The sequence below is a fragment of the Allobosea sp. NPDC055332 genome (assembly GCF_053645455.1).
The window spans coordinates 987,028-1,004,982 of record NZ_JBSHMO010000002.1; the positions used below are offsets into that span (position 1 = coordinate 987,028).

Below are 17,955 nucleotides of genomic sequence, written 5' to 3' on the forward strand. Positions count from 1 at the left end.
GCGCCTTCTTTTCGGTCTGGCGGCGGCGATGTCAAGGAAGCCCGGCGCCGCAGCGCATCGCCGCCCATGCAACAGCCCTCTCGCAGGATACGGCGGCAGGCCTTACATTGCACGCGACCGGCCATCGCCCCCGCGCGGCCCAACTTCGCTTCAGCACGAGTTCCCGCATGGCCGATGCCGTTTCGCATGCCAGCTATCTGCCGCCGATCTTGACCTTCTGCGCGGGGGCGGTGGTGGCGGTGCCGCTGTTCCGCCGCTTCGGCCTGTCGGCCGTTCTCGGCTATCTCGCCGCCGGCATCGTGATCGGGCCGTCGGCCCTGGCGCTGGTCAAGGATCCGGATACGGTGCGCAGCACCGCCGAGATCGGCGTCGTGCTGCTGCTCTTCCTGGTCGGGCTCGAATTGCAGCCGGCGCGGCTCTATTCGATGCGCAAGGACATCCTCGGCGCCGGCCTGTCGCAGATGGTGCTGAGCGCACTGGCGATCGGCGCGGCCGCCTGGCAGTTCGGCGTCGCGGTTGGCGGCGCCATCGCCATCGGGCTCGCACTCGCCTTGTCGGCGACCTCGATCGCCTTGCAGCTGTTGGAGGAACGCGGTGACGGCGCCGAGCCCTATGGCCGGCGCACCTTCTCGATCCTGCTGTTCCAGGACATCTCGATCGCTCCGGCGCTGGCCTTGCTGCCGCTGCTGGCGACGACCGGCGCCGCTCATGGCGGCGGCTCGACCAAGGCGCTGACGGGCCTGGGGCTGGCCTTGCTCGCCATCGCCGTCGTCGTGCTCGCCGGCCGCTATGCGCTCAATCCCTTCTTCCGCCTGCTGGCCAAGGCCGGCGCCAAGGAGGTGATGACGGCCGCCGCCCTGCTGGTCGTGCTCGGTGCCGCCCTGCTGATGGAGCAGGTCGGGCTCTCCATGGCGATGGGCGCCTTCCTCGCCGGCGTGCTGCTGGCGGATTCGCATTTCCGGCACGAGCTCGAGGCCGATATCGAGCCGTTCCGTGGCGTGCTCCTCGGCCTGTTCTTCATGGCGGTCGGCATGTCGATCGACCTGAAGCTCGTCGCCGAGAACGCCTTGCTGCTGGCGCTGGCAGCGCCGCTGCTGGTGCTGTTCAAGATCGCGGCGGCAGCGGCGATCCTGCGCGCCTCCTGCTCCTCGACAAGCGAGGCGATCCGGGCCGGCGCCCTGCTCTCGCCCGCCGGAGAGTTCGCCTTCGTGCTGCTGCCGCTCGCCGCCTCGCTCGGCCTGCTCGACGAGAAGCAGGGCGCGCTGGCGACCGCGATCGCCGCGCTCAGCATGCTGATCGGTCCGATCGCGGCCAAGCTGATCGATATCTGGCTCGCCGCCAACGCGCCGCCGCCCGAGGAGATCGAGGAGACCTTCGACGGCGTGGCGCCCTCGGTGCTGGTGATCGGCTTCGGCCGCTTCGGCCAGGTGGTGACGCAGGCGCTGCTGCTGCAGCATCTCGACGTCACCATCATCGATTCCGACATCGAGCGGATCCGTTCGGCCGCCAAGTTCGGCTTCAAGATCTATTATGGCGACGGCACGCGGCTCGACGTGCTGCGCGCCGCCGGCGCCGGCAAGGCCAAGGTGATCTGCCTTTGCCTCGACGACCGGCAGGCGGCGCTGCGCATCGTCGAGATGGCCAAGGTCGAATTCCCGGCCGCGCGCATCCACGCCCGCGCTTATGACCGCGTCCACGCCATGGACCTGATGCGGGCCGATGTCGACTACCAGATGCGCGAGACCTTCGAATCGGCGCTCGGCTTCGGCCGGGTGACGCTGGAGGCGCTCGGCCTGAGCTATGAGGAAGCGAGCTTCGTGATCGAGCATGTGCGCGATCGCGACGCGCAACGCATGGAGATCCAGTTCAGCGAAGGCATCGCCGCCGGCCTCGACAAGGTGCCGCGCGTCACGCCCGAGCCCATCGTCGCACCGAAGAGCAAGTCGAAGGCGCTCACCAAGGAGACGCAGGAGGTCATCGAGGATGGCGGCGCCGAAGTCGCGGTCGGCGGCGTCGGGGAGCCGGCCGAGTGAACGCACCGTCCAAGCCCCAGCAGGCCGTCTTCGTCAGCGGCTCGACGCTGCGCCATGTCGCGGTAATGACTGCGACCGCCTCGGTCGGCCTGATCGCGATCTTCGTCGTCGATTTCCTGTCGCTGCTCTACGTCTCGCGCCTCGGCCGGCCCGAGGCGACGGCCGGCGTCGGCTACGCGACGATCGTGCTCTACCTGATGATCTCCTTCAATGTCGGGCTGATGATCGCGGTGACCGCGCTGACGGCGCGGGCGCTCGGTGCCGGTGACCGCGAGGGCGCGCGCCGCATGGCGGGCTCGACGCTCACCGTGATGGCCGTCGCCGGGCTGGCGCTCAGCTTCGTCATGCTGCCGCTCCTGCCCTGGCTGCTGCCCAAGCTCGGCGCGCATGGCGAATCGCTTTCCGTCGCGACCTCGTTCCTGTGGATCACCCTGCCCTCGAACGTGCTGATGGCGCTCGGCATGGGCCTGTCCGGTGTCCTGCGCGCGGTCGGCGACGCCAAGCGGGCGATGTATGTCACCTTGGCCGGCGGCATCGTCACGGCAGCGCTTGATCCGCTCCTGATCTTCGGCCTTGGTCTCGGCTCCGACGGAGCCGCCTGGGCGACCGTGTTCTCGCGCATCGTCTTCCTGGCGGTCGGCCTCCAGGGCGCTCTTCGCGTGCACCGGATGATCGCGCGCCCGAGCTTCGCCGCGCTGCGCCGCGACATCCAGCCGACCTTCGCGATCGCGGCTCCAGCAATCCTGACCAATCTCGCCAACCCGATCGCCAATGCCTTCTTCTTCGGCATCATCGCCCGCTTCGGCGACCAGGTCATCGCGGCGAGTGCGATCATCGACCGGCTGGTCCCGGTCGCCTTCGGCGTGCTGTTCGCGCTGTCCGGCGCGGTCGGGCCGATCCTGGCACAGAACTGGGGCGCGCAGCGCTATGACCGGATGCGCCGGGCATTGACCGACTCCGTCGCCTTCGCCGCCGCCTATGTCGCCGTCGCCGGCCTGCTGCTGGCGCTGCTGCGCCACCAGATCAGCGCCCTGTTCGGCGCGAGCGGCGAGACTGCCGAGCTCGTCGCCTTCTTCGGGCTGATCGCCGGGCCGATGTGGCTCTTCGTCGGCGCCCTCTTCGTCGCCAATGCCGCGTTCAACAATCTCGGCATGCCGTTCTACTCGACCCTGTTCAGCTGGGGCCGCGCCACGCTCGGCACGGTGCCGCTCGCCTGGCTCGGCGCGCAATATGCCGGCCCCAAAGGCGCGCTCGCCGGCGCAGCGCTCGGTGCGGTGGTGTTCGGGGTCGCGGCCCTCGTCACCGCCTATCGCGGCATCAGCCGTCTTGAAGGCGCGGCGCAGGTTGCTGCCAGGCCGTCGCTTGCCTGACGGCGGCCTGCTGCTATCGTCGATCTCCTGAATTGGCGGGCTTGTCCCGCAAAGGGGAGACCGCGCCATGATGAACCTGTTCGAGATGATGCAGTCGGCCCAGAACGGCCAGGCCATGCAGAACCTGGCGCGGCAATACGGGCTCTCGATGCAGCAGACGCAGGCTGCGCTCGACGCACTGCTGCCGGCCTTCTCGATGGGGCTGCAGCGCCAGACCCAGAACCCCTACGCCTTCGGCAACCTCGCCCAGATGATGACGGCGACGCCCTTCGGCCAGATGTACGACAGCGACGGCGACGGCATCCCCGACCGGGCGATGCCGCTCGGCCAGGATGTGATGAGCCAGCTCTTCGGCTCGAAGGAGGTTGCCAATGCCGTCGCGGCGCAGGCGGCGGCGACCAGCGGCGTCGGCCAGGCGATCCTGAAGCAGATGCTGCCGGTGATCGCCTCGATCGTGATGGGTGGGCTGTTCAAGTCGGTGAACAATCAGGGCCTCGGCGGCATCCTCGGCCAGTTCGCCGAGATGATGCGCGGCCAGATGCCGGGCATGCAGCCCCAGGCCCCACAGGCGAATGCTCCCGCCAACCCCTGGGAGCAGATCCTCGGCGGCATGTTCGGCGGGCAGAGGCCACAGGCCGGCCAGGCGCAGGGCGGCGGCCCCTTTGGCGGCGCCATGCCCGGCATGCCCGCTGACATGGGCAATATCTTCGGCCAGATCCTCGGCGGCATGTTCGGCGGCGCGCAGGGGCAAGCTGCTGAGAACAGCCCCAGGCCCGCGCCGCAATCGCGCCGGCCTGCGCCCGAGCCCGAGCCGGACGAGACGCCGCCACCCAGCGAGACCGGGCCAGGCTCGATCGGGCTCGACGCGCTCAACCAGATGTTCGAGCATGGTCGCCAGATGCAGGCGGGGCAGCAGGACGCCCTGCGCTCGATCTTCGAGACCATGCTCGGCGGCGGCCAGCGCAAGACCTGAGCGATAAACGAACGGCGGCCACCAGGCCGCCGTTCATCAATCCTGGTGATGTGATCCAGTTCAGGCGCGCAGGCGCTCATCCCACTCATACTGGTCCGCGGCCTCGGCATGAGCGTGCGGGGCGACCGCCTGCCCTTCCGTGCGGAAGCTCGCGACCAATTCGTTGAGGCGCCTGATCTGACCGCTGAGCGAGCCGGCCGACGCCGCGCTCTGTTCGGCGAGTGCCGCGTTCGCTTGCGTCATCTCGTCCATATGGGCGACGGTCTGGCTCATCTCGTCGATGCCGTTGGCCTGCTCGGCTGCCGCTGCCGAAATGTCGGAGACCGTGGCCGAGACCTTCTTCGAAGCCTCGACGATCCGGCTCAGGGCTTCACCGGCGGCCCGCACCAGGCCGACGCCCTGCTCGACCGCGACCCCGGACTGATCGATCAGCGCGGTGATGTCCTTTGCCGCTTCAGCCGAACGCTGGGCCAGCGTACGGACTTCGCTGGCGACCACCGCGAAACCCTTGCCGGCATCGCCGGCACGGGCTGCTTCCACGGCGGCGTTCAGCGCCAGCAGATTGGTCTGGAAGGCGATCTCGTCGATCACCGAGGTGATGTCGGAGATCTTCTTTGAGGCCTGCTCGATCCGCGCCATGGCCTCGACCGCCTGGCTGGCGACCGCTCCGCCATTGACCGCGACATCGGTCGCCTCATTGGCGAGCTGGACGGCCTGCCGCGAAGCCTGTGCCGAGGCCTTGACCGAGGCCGCAAGCTGTTCGGTGGTGGCGGCCGTCTCCTCGAGCGAGGAGGCTTGCTCCTCGGTGCGCTTCGACAGGTCGTCGGCGCCGGAGTTGATCTCGCGCGCCGCATTGCCGACATCGACCGAGGTCGCCTGGATGGTCGCGATCGTCTCCGCCAGATGGCCGACGGCGCTGTTGAAATCCTGCTTCAGCGCGGCGTAGTCGGCGGCGACCTCGTCTTCGACGCGCGCGCTGAGATCGCCTTGGGAGAGCCTGGTCAATCCCTCGGCCAGGGCCCTGACCACGACCGCCTGCTCGGCGGCAAGGCGTTGCTGCACGGCCGCGGCGTTGGTGCGCTCGGCCTCCGCCGCGAGGCGCTGGCGCTCGGCTCCGGTGCGGCTGGCCTCGGTCTCGCTTTCGAGGCGCTGGACCGCGAGGCCGTTCTCCCTGAACACCTGGACGGCGCGGGCCATCTCGCCGACCTCGTCCCTGCGATCCTGGCCCTCCACCTCGGCGGCATAGTCGCCATTGGCGATCTGGCCCATGCGGAGCTTGAGCCGCTCCAGCGGACGCGTGATGGCAGCACCGGTCAGAAGTGCGCCGCCGATCAGGCCGAGCAGGGTGCCGGCGATGCTGAGGCCGATCGCCACCATGGTGACGCGGTGTGCATCGGCCGCCAGTCCGTCCGAGGTCGCTTCCGTATCCTTCCTGATCTCGTCGTTGACCTTGGCGGCGGCGCCGGCGATCTCGCTGATCGTCTTGTCGAGCTGCGACATGATCGAGAGCGCCGGCAGGTCCTCGTCGCGAGCGGCCTGGGCGATGATCTGGTCGATATCGGACTTGGCCGCCTGCAGGCGGCGGCTCAATTCATCGAAGCTCTCGGCCCGCTGCGGGAAGCTGATCTTCGCCTCGACCAGCGCCTGGAGCGAGGCCGCATAGGCGGTCTTCACCTTCTCGATGCTGGTCGTGTTCTGCTTCATGAACTCGGGATAGGCGATCGCCTGGTAGAGATTGCCGACGATCTCGGTCATGCCGCTGGCGGCGCGGGCCGAATCGAGGATGGCGGCGGCACGCTGCGAAACCAGATCGCCATAGGTTTTCTCGATCTTGCCGAACTCGAACGCGCCATAGACGGCCGAGCCGATGCCGATCGCTCCCATGACGAGCATCGGAATGGCAATCTTGGTCCTGATCCTCAGGTCGTGAAGGCGAAAACGACGCATGAAAAACCCCGGGGCGGCGGATCGGGGCGCCGGAATCGGCGCAATGCGGCGCAAATGTGTCCGAATTTGCTGAATGAAGCGTTACGTCGCGCGCGCGCCGATTAACCATCGCGGGGCGGTTGCATTCCCGGCACGAAAAAGGGCGGCAGCCGAAGCCACCGCCCGCAGGGACGCGTCACGCCAAGGGGTCAGGCGTTGCACGCGATCTTGATGTCCTTTGCGCTCGGTCGCGCTGCGGCCTGGATCACCACGGGCCGTCGAACCCCGGCCTCTCGCCGGCTTACGGCAGCCGCCTGCTGTTGGTTCGAGCGATCCTGCAGCACGCTCGACGGGTCGCTCAGCCAGGAGACGGCGAGCGCGCCGTCGATATCGGAGCGGACGAGGCCGATATCCTTCAGCCCGCGCTCATCGAGCTCGCTGAGGCGCATCACCTCGCGGCGGTGCAGGAAGGCGCGCACCAGATTTTTCGTGCCCGTGGCCGAATGGGCGGCAGCACGCGCCGCGCCGCCGGAAACGGCAGACAAGGTCTTCGTGACGAAGGTCATGACCAGCATGACAGCCTCCTCGGGTTGGACGATCGATACTCCCCCCGGGCCACGACATCGGCCGGCAGGAGCGGGAGAATGTCCAAACGATAACTCTGCGCTGGTCATCAGCCAAACGAATGGTTATGATGTTTAACACAACCGATCTTGATGAACCTCTGGGAGGAGGCCGTCATGGCCCATGTGCTCGACGCCGATCAGCTCAAGACCTTCGTCGCCATCGCCGACACCGGCTCCTTCACCCGCGCCGCCGAGATCGTCTTCAAGACGCAATCGGCCGTCTCGATGCAGATGAAGCGGCTGGAGGAGCGGATCGGCCGGCCACTTTTCGGCCGCGACGGGCGCCACGCCAAGTTGACCGAGGATGGCGAGCGCCTGCTCGACTATGCCCGCCGCATCGTGCGGCTGAACCTAGAATGCGTCGCGAGCTTCACCGAGGCCGATCTCAAGGGCCGTATCCGCCTCGGCGTCCCCGATGATTATGCCGACCGTTACCTGCCGGAGATCCTGGCGCGCTTCGCCCATTCGAATCCGCGCACGGAGGTCACCGTGGTCTGCGAGCCGACGCCGATGCTGGCCGAGCGGATCGGCAGCGGCGACATCGACCTTGCGATCATCACCCATGTCGAAGGCCGCGGCCAGGGCGAGATCATCCGGATCGAGCCCCTGCTCTGGGTGACCTCGGCGCGCCATTGCGTGCACGACGAGGACCCGCTGCCGCTGGCGCTCGGCCGGCCGACCTGCAACTGGCGCCAGGCGGCGGTCGAGGCGCTGGAGAGCAAGGGCCGGCGCTTCCGCGTGCTCTATGCCAGCTGGAACTCGACCGCGGTCGGCGCCGCGGTGGTGGCTGGTCTTGCCATCTCGGTGCTGCCGGAGAGCGCGGTCCGGCCGGGCATGCGCATTCTCGGGCCGGCGGAAGGCTTCTCGACCCTGCCCTCCTGCAAGATCGGCCTGCTGCGGACGCGGCACGACCCGTCGATCCTGTCCAACGCCCTCGCCGAGCACATCATCCAGAGCCTGGACAATCTGCAGAGCTTCAAGGTGGCAGCGGAGTAGGATCGCCCCCGGGCTCAGGACCCGGGACGGCTGCTCAGGTTTACGCTGTAGGCGCGGAAGCTCTTGGTGGCGAAGCCCCAATCGTCGGCAAGGCCGAGGATGATCGGCTGGTGGGTGTAGGTGGCGAGAACCGCGACGCCCTTGTCGCCATTCGCCAGCATCGCCAGCGCCTTCGTGTTCATATCGGCGGGCAGCTCGGTCATCGTGCCCTCCATCCGGTCGATCTTGTCGCTTATCCTCTCGAAAGCCGCGACGCTGATCTGCATCGTCGGGAACTGCGGCGCGATGTTCGCGCGCCTATCGTTGACCGACCGGATCACCAGTTCGCGACAGGTCAGGTCGGGGCATGCCGCCAGGACCTGCGCGACCTCGGCCGTCAACCGGTTGAGGTCGCGATGGATGGTGATCGCCTGCGTGACGTCGACGGCTCCGGAGAGCATGGCGAACATGCCGGTCGCGATCAGGGCGAACTCGATCGCGGCCACGCCGCTCTCGTCGCGGGTGAAGCTACGGCGCTGCTTGGCTCCGACACGCTTTGATATGCTCATTGCAGCCTCGCGTAGAGCGCCGAAGCGCGGACCTGCAGTGCCGGGAGACCGGGCACAAAGGTCACGACCGGTGCCCGCGCCCGGATCAGCATCGGCGTCCGGACCGCGGCGGCGGCGAAGACCGTGCCGGAGATCGGCTGCGCCGTCGTCGGATAGCTCGCCAGCGGCTGGGTTTCGACCAGCAGATTGGTTGCGCAACGGTCGAGCGCGATCATGCGCGCACAGATCTGGGTGACCACCTGGGTGCGGTTTCCGGCATAGGCGGCAGCCGTCCGTCCGGTGGCCGCGTCCGAGACGGCGTCGTGAAGATACATCTGCGCCATGAAGACCAGTGCGAACTGAATCAGGCCCAGGAACAGCGTGATGAACGCAAGGCCGATGAAGGCGAACTCGACGGCGGTCGAGCCCGCCGCATCGCGGCGGAAGCGGCCCAGTCTCGCGGTGAACCGCTTCAGAACCAGTCGTGACGCCCCAGATCGCAACACGTCAGCGCTCCGTCACGGACACTTGCCGCTGCAGAAGCGGATGTAGTCGATCAGGCCGCCATAGGTATCCTCGCGTCCCGCAGCCCGGAAGTAGATGCGATAGGTGCCGCTGGCGGTGACCTTGAGAGGAATGATGCGCTGCGTCCATTTGTCGGCGTGAACACAAACATCGACCATCGCCGTCGTCGGCGGAGTGTTGGTGTTGCCATAGGGCTTCTTCTCGAAGAAGGCTTCGATCCGATTGGTCTGACCTTCCCAGGTCGCCCAGTCGACGACCTTGTACCAGTTGGTCGCCCAGGCGCCGAAGCTGGTCGTCCAGTTCGGATTGGTGTTGTTCTCCGGATATCTCCCGACGCAGATCGCCTTGCCGGCATAATCCGCAGCCGTGTTGCGAACGCGTGAGATATACCAGTAGTTCAGCTCGTAATCGCCTGCCGTGAGGGTGAACTCACGCCACATATTCGAGTTGGTGCTGCAGCCCGACGTATAGCAGTGCGAATCGAGCTCGGCGAAGAAGTTGCCGAAGCGCATGTCGTTGGCGGCGAGCTCGGGGATGCCGTTGATCTCGATGCCGCCCTTGCCGGTCTGGGTCACCCACCCGTTCCAGTTGTTGAGCACGGTCCAGCTGTTCGAGGCGACGTTGTGGCCGGTCTCGAAGGATTCGGTGAACAGCACCTTGCCGGCGGGCGCCGCAATCGCAGTGCAGTTGCGCGTCACGTTCAGCGAAACCGTGTTGTACCCCAAGATGCCACCGAAGACATTGGCGCTCGCACCAGAGGCCTGGATGGTGATGACATCGTTGGCGACCGTGCTCGAGACCGAAACGCCGGTCACACCACGCAGCTGGAGATCGGTGATCTTCTTGTTGGCGATGGTGTTGACGACCGAGCTGTAGTTCTTGTTCGGGTCGGCGCCGGACTGGCGCTTCTGATAGCCGACTTCCTGGGCCGCGTGCTGGCAACCCAGCTCAACTGCGCTGGCGATGCTCTGCCGACGCGATGCCGCCTGGCTGAGATCGATGCCGCCGCCAACCGCCAGCGCGATCGCCGGCACGGCGAGGCCGAACATCAAGGCGCTGACGCCACGAGTATCCTTCAGGAAGGCACGGAACAGGCCGAACATCGGAAAGCCTCGTGAAGGGTGCAGGCGAGCAACGGAACGATTGCGCGGACGCTAGGCGCCAGGCGATTGAGAAAACCTTTCCAAAACCTGTGAATGTCTCTGGTATCGCTAGGAAAACCCGCCGATCGGCGCAGTCTTCGGGCGATATGGTAAAATGCTGTTAAAACTGAAAGGAGAACTGAAGCACAGGCACAGATCGCCGCGCTTCGGCGAAGCTGGATGCGAACGGGTGCTACTGCAGCCCCGGCAGGATGCTGGCGTATTTCGAATCCAGCAGCGGCCCGATCTGCCGGATCGTCGCGATGGCGGCGATCGAGACGAAGAACGCGATCATGCCGTATTCGAGCGCGGTCGCGCCGCGCCGGTCGCGCAGGAAGTCCATGGCAAGGGCAAAAAGGCGCTCCATGCCCATCGATTAGCGCAAAACTCCGGACAATTGGTTAATCCGAAGCGCGAAACGCGCCGTGGTCGCGCGATGTGTCGGGCTCGCCCGGGCGCCTACAGCGCCAGTTCCGGAAAGACCGGCTCGACCTTGCCGCCCCACGCGCCCTGCTCGCGCACGGCCAGGCGCTCGGCGAGCGTGCGGCCGCTCTGAGCGATGGCGATGATGGGCTCTAGATAGATCGCCTCGTCGCGGCCCTGCTCATCGAGCCGAGCCCGGCGGGCGAGGCCGGCGCGCGACAGTTCGACCACCTCCCGCGCTAGCTCCCGCAGCGGGCGGTTCGCGATCTTCGTGTTGAGCCCGGCCTTCGGCACCGTGTCGCGCAACTGCTGGCGCTCCTCCGTGCTCCAGCCCTTGACCAGGTCCCAGGCCGCCTCGAGCACGGCATCGTCATAGAGCAGGCCGACCCAGAAGGCCGGCAGCGCATTCAGCATCTCGACCGGGCCGGCATCGGCGCCGCGCATCTCGATATAGCGCTTCAGCCGCACCTCCGGGAACAGGGTCCCGAGATGATTGACCCAGTCCGACATGGTGGCGCGCTCGCCCGGCAGTTGCTGGAGCTTGCCGGCGAGCAGGTCGCGGAAGGAGCCGCCGGCGACATCGTGATAAGTGTCGCCGCGCTTGACGAAATACAGGGGAACGTCGAGCGCCCAGTCGACATAGGCCTCGTAGGACATGCCCTCGTCGAAGGCGAAGGGCAGCATGCCGGAGCGGGCATTGTCGGTGTCGCGCCAGATCTCGGAGCGCATCGACTGGAAGCCGTTGAGCCTGCCCTCGCTGAAGGGCGAGGCAGAAAAGAGCGCCGCTGCCAGCGGCTGCAGGGCAAGCGAGACCCGCAGCTTGCGGACCATGTCGGCCTCATCGGCGAAATCGAGATTCACCTGGACGGTACAGGTACGGAACATCATGTCGAGGCCGCGCGTGCCGACCTTCGGCATGTAGTTCTTCATGATCTGATAGCGCCGCTTCGGCATCATCGGCGTCTGCTCGCGGGTCCAGAGCGGCGAGTGCCCGAGCGGCAGGAAGCCGATGCCGTGCGGCTCGGCCACCGCCTTCAGATCAGCGAGATGCTGGTCGAGCTCGCGGGCCGTCTCATGCACATTTGCAAGCGGCGCGCCCGAGAGTTCGAACTGGCCGCCGGGCTCCAGCGAGATCGCACCGCCGCCATCGGGGCCAGCGAGGCCGATGACGTGACCGGCATCGAGGATCGGCTCCCAGCCGAGGCGCGCCTGCATGCCCTCGAGCAATTGCCGGATGCCGCCGCTGCGGCCGGCTGCACCGCCCTCATAGGGAACCGGGCTGAGATCGTCGCGATAGAACGGGAACTTCTCATGCTCGGTGCCGAGCCTGAATTCGGAAGCCGGTTTTTCACCCTGCGCGATCCAGCCGACCAGTTCGGCCTTCGAGCTGATCGGAGTCGAATCGGATACGTCGCGGGCCATGAGCGCTCCGGCATGCGTGCTTCGGCGCGCCGCCTGCCGATCTCGGCAGCCGGACAACGCGCCGGATCGGGTACCGCACAGGCAGCGGGAGCGGACGCTCCGCCGCGCCATGCGTCGAGGAGCGCCAGCAATAGGCGAGCAGCGCTCATCCGACAACGAGCGCAAACGCGTGCGGACGCGCACCGACCTTGCATCAATGCATGATCACAACAGCGTCAGGCAGCGCCGCGCAGCAGATTTGCACCTTTCGGCGCGAACCGGTCGTCATCCGCATCGTCGGCGCGCGTCAGCGCAGCGATCCAGTCGGTAACGGCGACGAGCCCTGCCGCCTGACCACCGGCCTTGGCGCGGGCCTCCTCGAAGATCGCGAGCTGCATGTCAGCGCTGGTGCCGCCGGCGACGATGTTGCGGCAATGCGCGAGATCGAGACCACAGCCGAGCGCAGCTGCATCTTCGCTCAGCAACTCCAGGAGCTCGTCGAGCACCTGCCCGACCGGGAGCATGGCGCGGCGTTTCTCGCAGACGAAGCCGCCATGCAGGCCATAGCGCTGGGCGCGCCAGATGTTCTCGCCGGCCAGGGCGCGCGAGGCAGCCGTCAGATCGGCGTTGACACCGGGCTTGCGGGCAAGATGGCGCACGAGGCAGCGATAGAGCGCGGTGATGGCGAGCGTGTCGTCGAGCCGTGTGCAGCTGTCGGCGACGCGCAGCTCCAGCGTCGGATGCTGGTGCGACGAGCGGATCGCCCACCAGATGAAGCTGGAATCGCGCATGGCGCCAGACGCAACCATGGTGTCGACATAGGTGCGGTAGTCGGCGGCATTGGCGAAGAGTTCCGGCAGGCCGGTGCGCGGCAGTTCCGCATAGGCGCAGAGCCGGTAGCCCATCAGCCCGGTGCGCCGCCCCTGCCAGAAGGGCGAAGAGGTCGAGAGCGCCAACAGCAGCGGCAGATAGGGCAGCATCCTGACCATGATCGAGATGCGCTGCTCCTCGTCCGGCACCTCGACATGGACATGCAGTCCGCAAAGCTGGTTGCGGCTGCCGAGCATCTGCAGGTCGCGCATGATGCCGTCATAACGCTTGGCCTCGGTGGCGCGCTGACGCACCCAGACGGCGCTCGGATGGGTGCCGCAGGCGAGCAGCAGCATGTCGTGCTCGCGCGCGATCGTCGCCAGACCCGCGCGCAGCCGCCGCAGCGAATGGCGGGCCTGGGTCATGCTCTCGCAGACCGGCGTCGCCACCTCGATCTGCGATTGCAGCATCTCGCGCTGCAGCTCGTCCGGGAAGGCAGCCTGTGCCGCCTCGATGAAACGCGGTGCGATCTTGCGCACGGCGCCGCGGCTTCCGGCATCGGACAGGAAATATTCTTCCTCGATGCCGAAGCGGTAGGCGCTGCTCACCATGATGTCTCTCCCCCGTGGCGGGCCGCTCCGGAGCGAAGCAGCGGCGCCAGACTGCCAGTCAATGAGTCGGAACTGCGACCGGTGGCGCAGTTTCCACGCCTAAACGCGGAAGCCGCCATCGCGTTCCAGCCGGGGGGAGGAAGCCGGCAGCACGCAAGTTACGGAGTTATTTGACGGACCAATCGCCCAAGGTCGCCTGGACGACGGCGAGCGCCGCGACCGCAGCTGTGTCCGCCCGCAGGATGCGCGGGCCGAGCGAGAGGCGTAGTGTCCGCTCGCGCTGCAGGATCAAGGCGCGTTCCGATTCGTCGAAGCCGCCCTCGGGACCGATCAGCACGGCGAGCGGCCCGCGTTGCGCGCCCTGCAAGGCCGCGATCGGACTCTCGGCATCCTGTGCCTCGTCGCAGAAGATCAGCAGCCGTTCCGGTTCGAGTGCGGCAAGCGCCGCCGCGAGCGGCTGCTCGGGCCGGATCTCCGGCAGGGCAAGGATGCCGCATTGCTCGGCCGCCTCGACCGCATTGGCGGTGAGCCGGTCGAGATTGAGTCGCGAGACCTGGGTGAAGCGCGTCAGCACCGGCTGGAGCACGCCCGCCCCCATCTCGACCGCCTTTTGCGCCATATAGTCGAGCCGCGCATGCTTCAGTGGCGCGAACAGATAGATGAGATCGGGCGCAGGCGGCTGCGGGCGGGTCTGCTCCAACGCCTCCAGACTCGCCTGCTTGCGCCCCTCAGCCCTGATCGCGCAAAGCCATTCGCCATCGCGGCCGTTGAAGACGAGGATGCTGTCGCCGCTGCGCAATCTCAGCACGTTGAGCAGGTAATTGGCCTGGTCGCGCGCGAGCTCCACCACGGCGCCCGCCGCCAACGGTGCCTCGCTGTACAGCCGATGCTTGGTGAAATCTCGCATGCTCTTCGAATCCGATCCCGTCAGAATGGCGCGAAAGTCGCCACAATCCCACGCTATCGGCAAGCAATCTCGGTGAAATGCGAGCTGGCGCTTGTTGGCGCAGGGCTCTGGCTGTTATGGAAAGGCCCGCGACGCCGGGACGGGCGTGGGTGATGGGACAAGAGCGGAGCGGATGATGCGGCGATACGCGACCCTGAAGCTGGCTGTAGCGCTGGCTGGCTTGGGCCTGGCCGAGCCGGCATTGGCGCAGGTGCCTTCGGGCTGCGAAAATATCCAGAAGCTCATGCAGGAGCGCCAGTCGATCGTGGGGCAGCTCAATGCCAATGCGAAGGCCAAGCGCAAGATGACGCCGCAACAGGCCTGCGGCATCCTGGGCCGGCTGGTCGGCAACGGCAATACATTGATCAAGTTCGCCAGCGCCAACCAGGACTGGTGCCAGATTCCGCCATCCTTCGTCGAGGGCATGAAGGCGGACAATGAAAAGGCCGGCACCATCCGCGGCCAGGCCTGCAATGCGGTGAAACAGCAAGCGCAGATGCAGCGCCGGGCGCAGCAACAGGCGCAGCAACAGCAGGGCCACAACCCGTTCGGCGGCAGCGATTCCATCACCGGCGGTCCGGTGCGCGTGCCGCAGGGCGCGCTCTGATTCGGCCGGCGCCACGATGGCGCCCTCGCCTCCTCTCGCGGATGCGCCACTTCCCGACGCTCTGACCGGGCATTGGGTCGATACCAAAGCGCCGCGCGCCCTTCGGCCCTATCTGAAGCTCGCCCGGATCGAACGCCCGGTCGGCTGGCAGTTGCTGCTGCTGCCATGCTGGTGGGCGGCAGGGCTGGCAGCGATCGCGGCCGGCCAACCCTTCCCCAATCCCTGGCACTGCCTGCTCTTCCTGATCGGCGCCATCGTGATGCGCGGTGCAGGCTCGACCTTCAATGACATCGTCGACCGCAAGCTCGATGCCCAGGTGGCGCGCACCCGCGGTCGGCCCCTGCCCTCCGGTCAGGTCAGCGCGAAGGCGGCTGCCCTGTTCATGGTGGGATTGTCGCTGGTCGGCCTCGTCGTCCTGCTGCAGTTCAACCGCTTCACGGTGATCGCCGGCATCGCCTCCCTGGCGATCGTCACGATCTATCCGTTCATGAAGCGGATCACCAACATGCCGCAATTCGTGCTCGGCCTCGCCTTTTCCTGGGGCGGGCTCGTCGGCTGGAGCGCCGTGTTCGGCCAGCTGGATGCCCCAGCCTATCTGATCTATGCCGCCGCGGTGTTCTGGACCATCGGCTACGACACGATCTACGCGATGCAGGACATCGAGGACGACGTGATCGCCGGGATCAAATCGAGCGCCCGCTATTTCGGCGCCTTCACCCAGCAGGCCGTGGGCCTCTGCTATGGCGCGACGATCGCGCTCGCCGGCGTCGCCGCCTGGTTCGCCGGTGCCGGCCTCGTCGCCTTCATCGGACTCGGCCTGTTCGCCTTGCACCTGGGCTGGCAGGTCCACAGCATCGCCGGCGCCGACGGAGCCACGGCGCTGAAACTGTTCCGGTCCAACTGGCACGCCGGCCTGATCCTGGCGGCCGGCCTGGCGCTCGACGCGCTGGTGAAGTTCGCGTTTTAAGCGGTCTCGCCGATCAGGACAGGATCTCGCCCCGGATCACGATCGGGCGTTCCGGCAGGCGGCCGGTCTTGCGCCGGGTCAGGAAACGCGGGCGGCGGCCGGCGAGCAAGGCATGCCGGCGGCGGATGTGGATCGCGCCGAGCGCGACCCGGCCGACCTGCGGATAGGGTTCTGTGATCGCGCCGTCGCTGGTTTCGAGCAGCAGCGGCAGGCCGCTGGTCTGGCCGGCATCGCGCCAGACGGCGATGGCATCGTCCTGATCGAGCACGGCGACGACGACGGAACGACCGTCGCCGGCGGTCAAGGCGAGCTGGAAACGGTCATCATCGGCGATCACGCCGCCGGCCAGGCGCAGGGCGATACCACGCCAGCCGGCACCACCGCGCAGGATGCGCACCGGCCCGACACGTTCGATGCGGGGGCCATCGGACTGCTGCGGCGCACGCGCCGGCTGCGAGGGCTGTCCGCTCTGGTTATCTGCGCTGCCGGGGAAAACGGGCACGCGCCCGACCTCCCCGGCAGCCGGCGTGACGCTGGCCATCGGTTTTAACGCCTCTCTTTTAATCCCTGCTGCCCGGAACCCTCTGTCTATGCGGGGTTCTCGTGCTTTGCAGGGAGGAGAGTGGCCGGAAGGATTGTCCGAGCGCTTAAGCTTGAGGGTTAAACAAAGGTGATGAAGCGGTTTTCCGCCTTCTTCCGGTCGGTTTCCCAGCTGATGCTTGACGGAATCTTTCTCGCGATGGTGGCTTTTTCCTTGTTCAGCTGCCCTGCAAGGCCGTAACGAAGCGCGATGACATCGACACCATTGCCAATCGCTCAGGGCCTCTTGGCCGCGGTCGAAGCCGCCTGCCGTGAGGCCGGCCAGCTCGCGCTCGACCTGTTCCGCCCCGGGGCGCAGACCGCCGCCAAGACCTGGTCGAAGGCCGGCGGCTCGCCGGTGACCGAGGCTGATATCGGCGTCGACACCTTCCTGCATGTGCGCCTGTCGGCGCTGCTGCCGGATGCGGCCTGGCTTTCGGAGGAGACCGCGGACGACACGCTGCGCCTGTCGCGCCGCTTCGTCTGGGTGGTGGACCCGATCGACGGCACGCGCGCCTACATGTCCGGCTCGCCCGATTGGGCCGTCTGCGTCGCCCTGCTCGACGAGGGACGTCCTGTTCTCGGCGTGGTGCACGCGCCGGCGGCGGGCGCCACCTACACCGCGATCAGGGGTGCCGGCGCCATGCGCAACGGCAAGCCGATCCGGACGACCGGCCTCGACACGCTCACCGCTGCGCGGATCGCCGGCCCCAAGCCGATGCTCGACGCACTGGCGCGCCAGGACAGCTTCATCGCCGCCGACAAGATTCCCTCGCTGGCGCTGCGGCTGACCCGCATCGCCGACGGCACGATCGATGCCGGCCTGGTCTCGCCCGATGCCCGCGACTGGGACCTCGCCGCCGCCGATCTCGTGCTCAGCGAGGCAGGCGGGCAGGTCACGACGGCCGAGGGCGAGGCCCTCGCCTATAATCGCGAGGTGCCGGTCCATGGCATGCTGATGGCGTCGGGAAGCAACCTCGCCGCTCCGCTTGCGCTGGCACTGCGCCGCCTGCGTGAGAGCCAGCCGCAGCGCAGCTGAATGCGGCGCAAGGCCGCTACCGTCGCGTCAGGACGAAAACTGCCGGAAATAAGCGCAAATTGTTGGCGATCGGGCCTCGCGCGCGAGCGGCGGATGGCTTATCTGATCGCACGGCAAAAACGCAGGCGAGGCAGGTCGGAGCGGATCCGGCGGCGCTTCGGCCTGCTTTCGACAGAGATTTCAGGACAGAAGGCCGGAGACGGACGATGAGCACGAGCCAGGACACCAAGCAGCTGCTGCACCTCGTGATCGGCGGCGAGCTGAGCTCTCTCGACGGCGTCGAGTTCAAGGACCTCTCCAAGGTCGATATCGTCGGCGTCTATCCCAACTATGCCGCCGCCCATGCCGCCTGGAAGGCGAAAGCGCAGGCGACAGTCGACCAGGCGCAGACCCGCTATTTCGTCGTCCATCTGCACCGTCTGCTTGACCCGTCGACGGCGCAGAGCTGATTCCA

The 17,955-nt window shown here is 67.2% G+C and carries 18 protein-coding genes; 8 read left to right on the forward strand and 10 right to left on the reverse strand.

All coding sequences use genetic code 11. The features are described from left to right. Positions 1–167 precede the first annotated feature (167 nt). The 3 genes from ACWIGM_RS13400 (at position 168) to ACWIGM_RS13410 (ending at position 4,376) form a co-directional block, all read left to right on the forward strand. Positions 168–2,033: a monovalent cation:proton antiporter-2 (CPA2) family protein gene (locus ACWIGM_RS13400; protein WP_454026414.1), complete on the forward strand. Its 1,866-nt coding sequence runs from the start codon at positions 168–170 to the stop codon at positions 2,031–2,033. Next, positions 2,030–3,403: an MATE family efflux transporter gene (locus tag ACWIGM_RS13405; RefSeq protein ID WP_454026415.1), complete on the forward strand. Its 1,374-nt coding sequence runs from the start codon at positions 2,030–2,032 to the stop codon at positions 3,401–3,403. The genes ACWIGM_RS13400 and ACWIGM_RS13405 overlap by 4 nt, the downstream gene beginning before the upstream one ends. A gap of 67 nt (positions 3,404–3,470) precedes the next feature. Continuing rightward, positions 3,471–4,376 carry a DUF937 domain-containing protein gene (locus tag ACWIGM_RS13410; RefSeq protein ID WP_454026416.1) on the forward strand — a complete coding sequence of 302 codons (906 nt, stop codon included), beginning with the start codon at positions 3,471–3,473 and terminating at the stop codon, positions 4,374–4,376. A gap of 60 nt (positions 4,377–4,436) precedes the next feature. Here the strand turns inward: ACWIGM_RS13410 and ACWIGM_RS13415 are convergent, their stop codons facing one another. Further along, positions 4,437–6,323: a methyl-accepting chemotaxis protein gene (locus ACWIGM_RS13415; RefSeq protein ID WP_454026417.1), complete on the reverse strand. Its 1,887-nt coding sequence runs from the start codon at positions 6,321–6,323 to the stop codon at positions 4,437–4,439. Positions 6,324–6,511: 188 nt separating this feature from the next. Continuing rightward, positions 6,512–6,877 (reverse strand): YjiS-like domain-containing protein, encoded by a 366-nt coding sequence (locus ACWIGM_RS13420; protein ID WP_454026418.1) that lies wholly within the window; start codon positions 6,875–6,877, stop codon positions 6,512–6,514. A 165-nt stretch (positions 6,878–7,042) separates the two neighbouring features. Between ACWIGM_RS13420 and ACWIGM_RS13425 the strand changes: the two genes are divergently transcribed. Further along, positions 7,043–7,924, forward strand: a complete 882-nt coding sequence (locus ACWIGM_RS13425) for a LysR substrate-binding domain-containing protein (RefSeq protein WP_454026419.1) — start codon at positions 7,043–7,045, stop codon at positions 7,922–7,924. A gap of 14 nt (positions 7,925–7,938) precedes the next feature. On the opposite strand, the gene ACWIGM_RS13430 is transcribed toward ACWIGM_RS13425, so the two are convergent. From ACWIGM_RS13430 to ACWIGM_RS13460, 7 genes are all read right to left on the reverse strand, one after another. Then, positions 7,939–8,472, reverse strand: a complete 534-nt coding sequence (locus tag ACWIGM_RS13430) for a TadE/TadG family type IV pilus assembly protein (RefSeq protein ID WP_454026420.1) — start codon at positions 8,470–8,472, stop codon at positions 7,939–7,941. After that, entirely contained in the window at positions 8,469–8,957 is a 489-nt protein-coding gene (locus ACWIGM_RS13435; RefSeq protein WP_454026421.1) for a TadE/TadG family type IV pilus assembly protein, read from the reverse strand. Before ACWIGM_RS13435 ends, ACWIGM_RS13430 begins: the two co-directional genes overlap by 4 nt. A gap of 12 nt (positions 8,958–8,969) precedes the next feature. Beyond that, the gene (locus tag ACWIGM_RS13440) at positions 8,970–10,079 is read right to left on the reverse strand and encodes a TadE/TadG family type IV pilus assembly protein (RefSeq protein ID WP_454026422.1); all 1,110 of its coding nucleotides are present in this window, start codon (positions 10,077–10,079) and stop codon (positions 8,970–8,972) included. A 232-nt stretch (positions 10,080–10,311) separates the two neighbouring features. Beyond that, positions 10,312–10,485, reverse strand: a complete 174-nt coding sequence (locus ACWIGM_RS13445; RefSeq protein WP_454026423.1) for a Flp family type IVb pilin — start codon at positions 10,483–10,485, stop codon at positions 10,312–10,314. 92 nt (positions 10,486–10,577) lie between these two features. Beyond that, positions 10,578–11,963: a glutamate--cysteine ligase gene (locus tag ACWIGM_RS13450; RefSeq protein ID WP_454026424.1), complete on the reverse strand. Its 1,386-nt coding sequence runs from the start codon at positions 11,961–11,963 to the stop codon at positions 10,578–10,580. A 215-nt stretch (positions 11,964–12,178) separates the two neighbouring features. Further along, the gene (locus ACWIGM_RS13455) at positions 12,179–13,363 is read right to left on the reverse strand and encodes a carboxylate-amine ligase (protein WP_454026425.1); all 1,185 of its coding nucleotides are present in this window, start codon (positions 13,361–13,363) and stop codon (positions 12,179–12,181) included. Positions 13,364–13,529: 166 nt separating this feature from the next. Next, positions 13,530–14,270 carry a 16S rRNA (uracil(1498)-N(3))-methyltransferase gene (locus ACWIGM_RS13460; RefSeq protein WP_454026426.1) on the reverse strand — a complete coding sequence of 247 codons (741 nt, stop codon included), beginning with the start codon at positions 14,268–14,270 and terminating at the stop codon, positions 13,530–13,532. 91 nt (positions 14,271–14,361) lie between these two features. Here ACWIGM_RS13460 and ACWIGM_RS13465 point away from each other — a divergent pair, with 91 nt between their 5' ends. Further along, a complete protein-coding gene (locus ACWIGM_RS13465) occupies positions 14,362–14,916 on the forward strand; it encodes a hypothetical protein (protein WP_454026427.1) in 555 nt (184 codons plus the stop codon). A gap of 16 nt (positions 14,917–14,932) precedes the next feature. Next, a complete protein-coding gene (ubiA, locus tag ACWIGM_RS13470) occupies positions 14,933–15,883 on the forward strand; it encodes a 4-hydroxybenzoate octaprenyltransferase (protein WP_454026428.1) in 951 nt (316 codons plus the stop codon). Positions 15,884–15,896: 13 nt separating this feature from the next. Here ubiA and ACWIGM_RS13475 read toward each other — a convergent pair whose 3' ends face one another. After that, entirely contained in the window at positions 15,897–16,424 is a 528-nt protein-coding gene (locus ACWIGM_RS13475; RefSeq protein ID WP_454026429.1) for a DUF6101 family protein, read from the reverse strand. Positions 16,425–16,673: 249 nt separating this feature from the next. On the opposite strand from ACWIGM_RS13475, the gene ACWIGM_RS13480 reads away from it, so the two are divergent. After that, positions 16,674–17,501, forward strand: coding sequence for a 3'(2'),5'-bisphosphate nucleotidase CysQ (locus ACWIGM_RS13480; protein WP_454026430.1), 828 nt, complete (start codon positions 16,674–16,676; stop codon positions 17,499–17,501). Between the two features lie 206 nt (positions 17,502–17,707). Then, positions 17,708–17,950 carry a DUF4170 domain-containing protein gene (locus ACWIGM_RS13485; RefSeq protein WP_454026431.1) on the forward strand — a complete coding sequence of 81 codons (243 nt, stop codon included), beginning with the start codon at positions 17,708–17,710 and terminating at the stop codon, positions 17,948–17,950. The last annotated feature ends 5 nt before the right edge of the window (positions 17,951–17,955 follow it).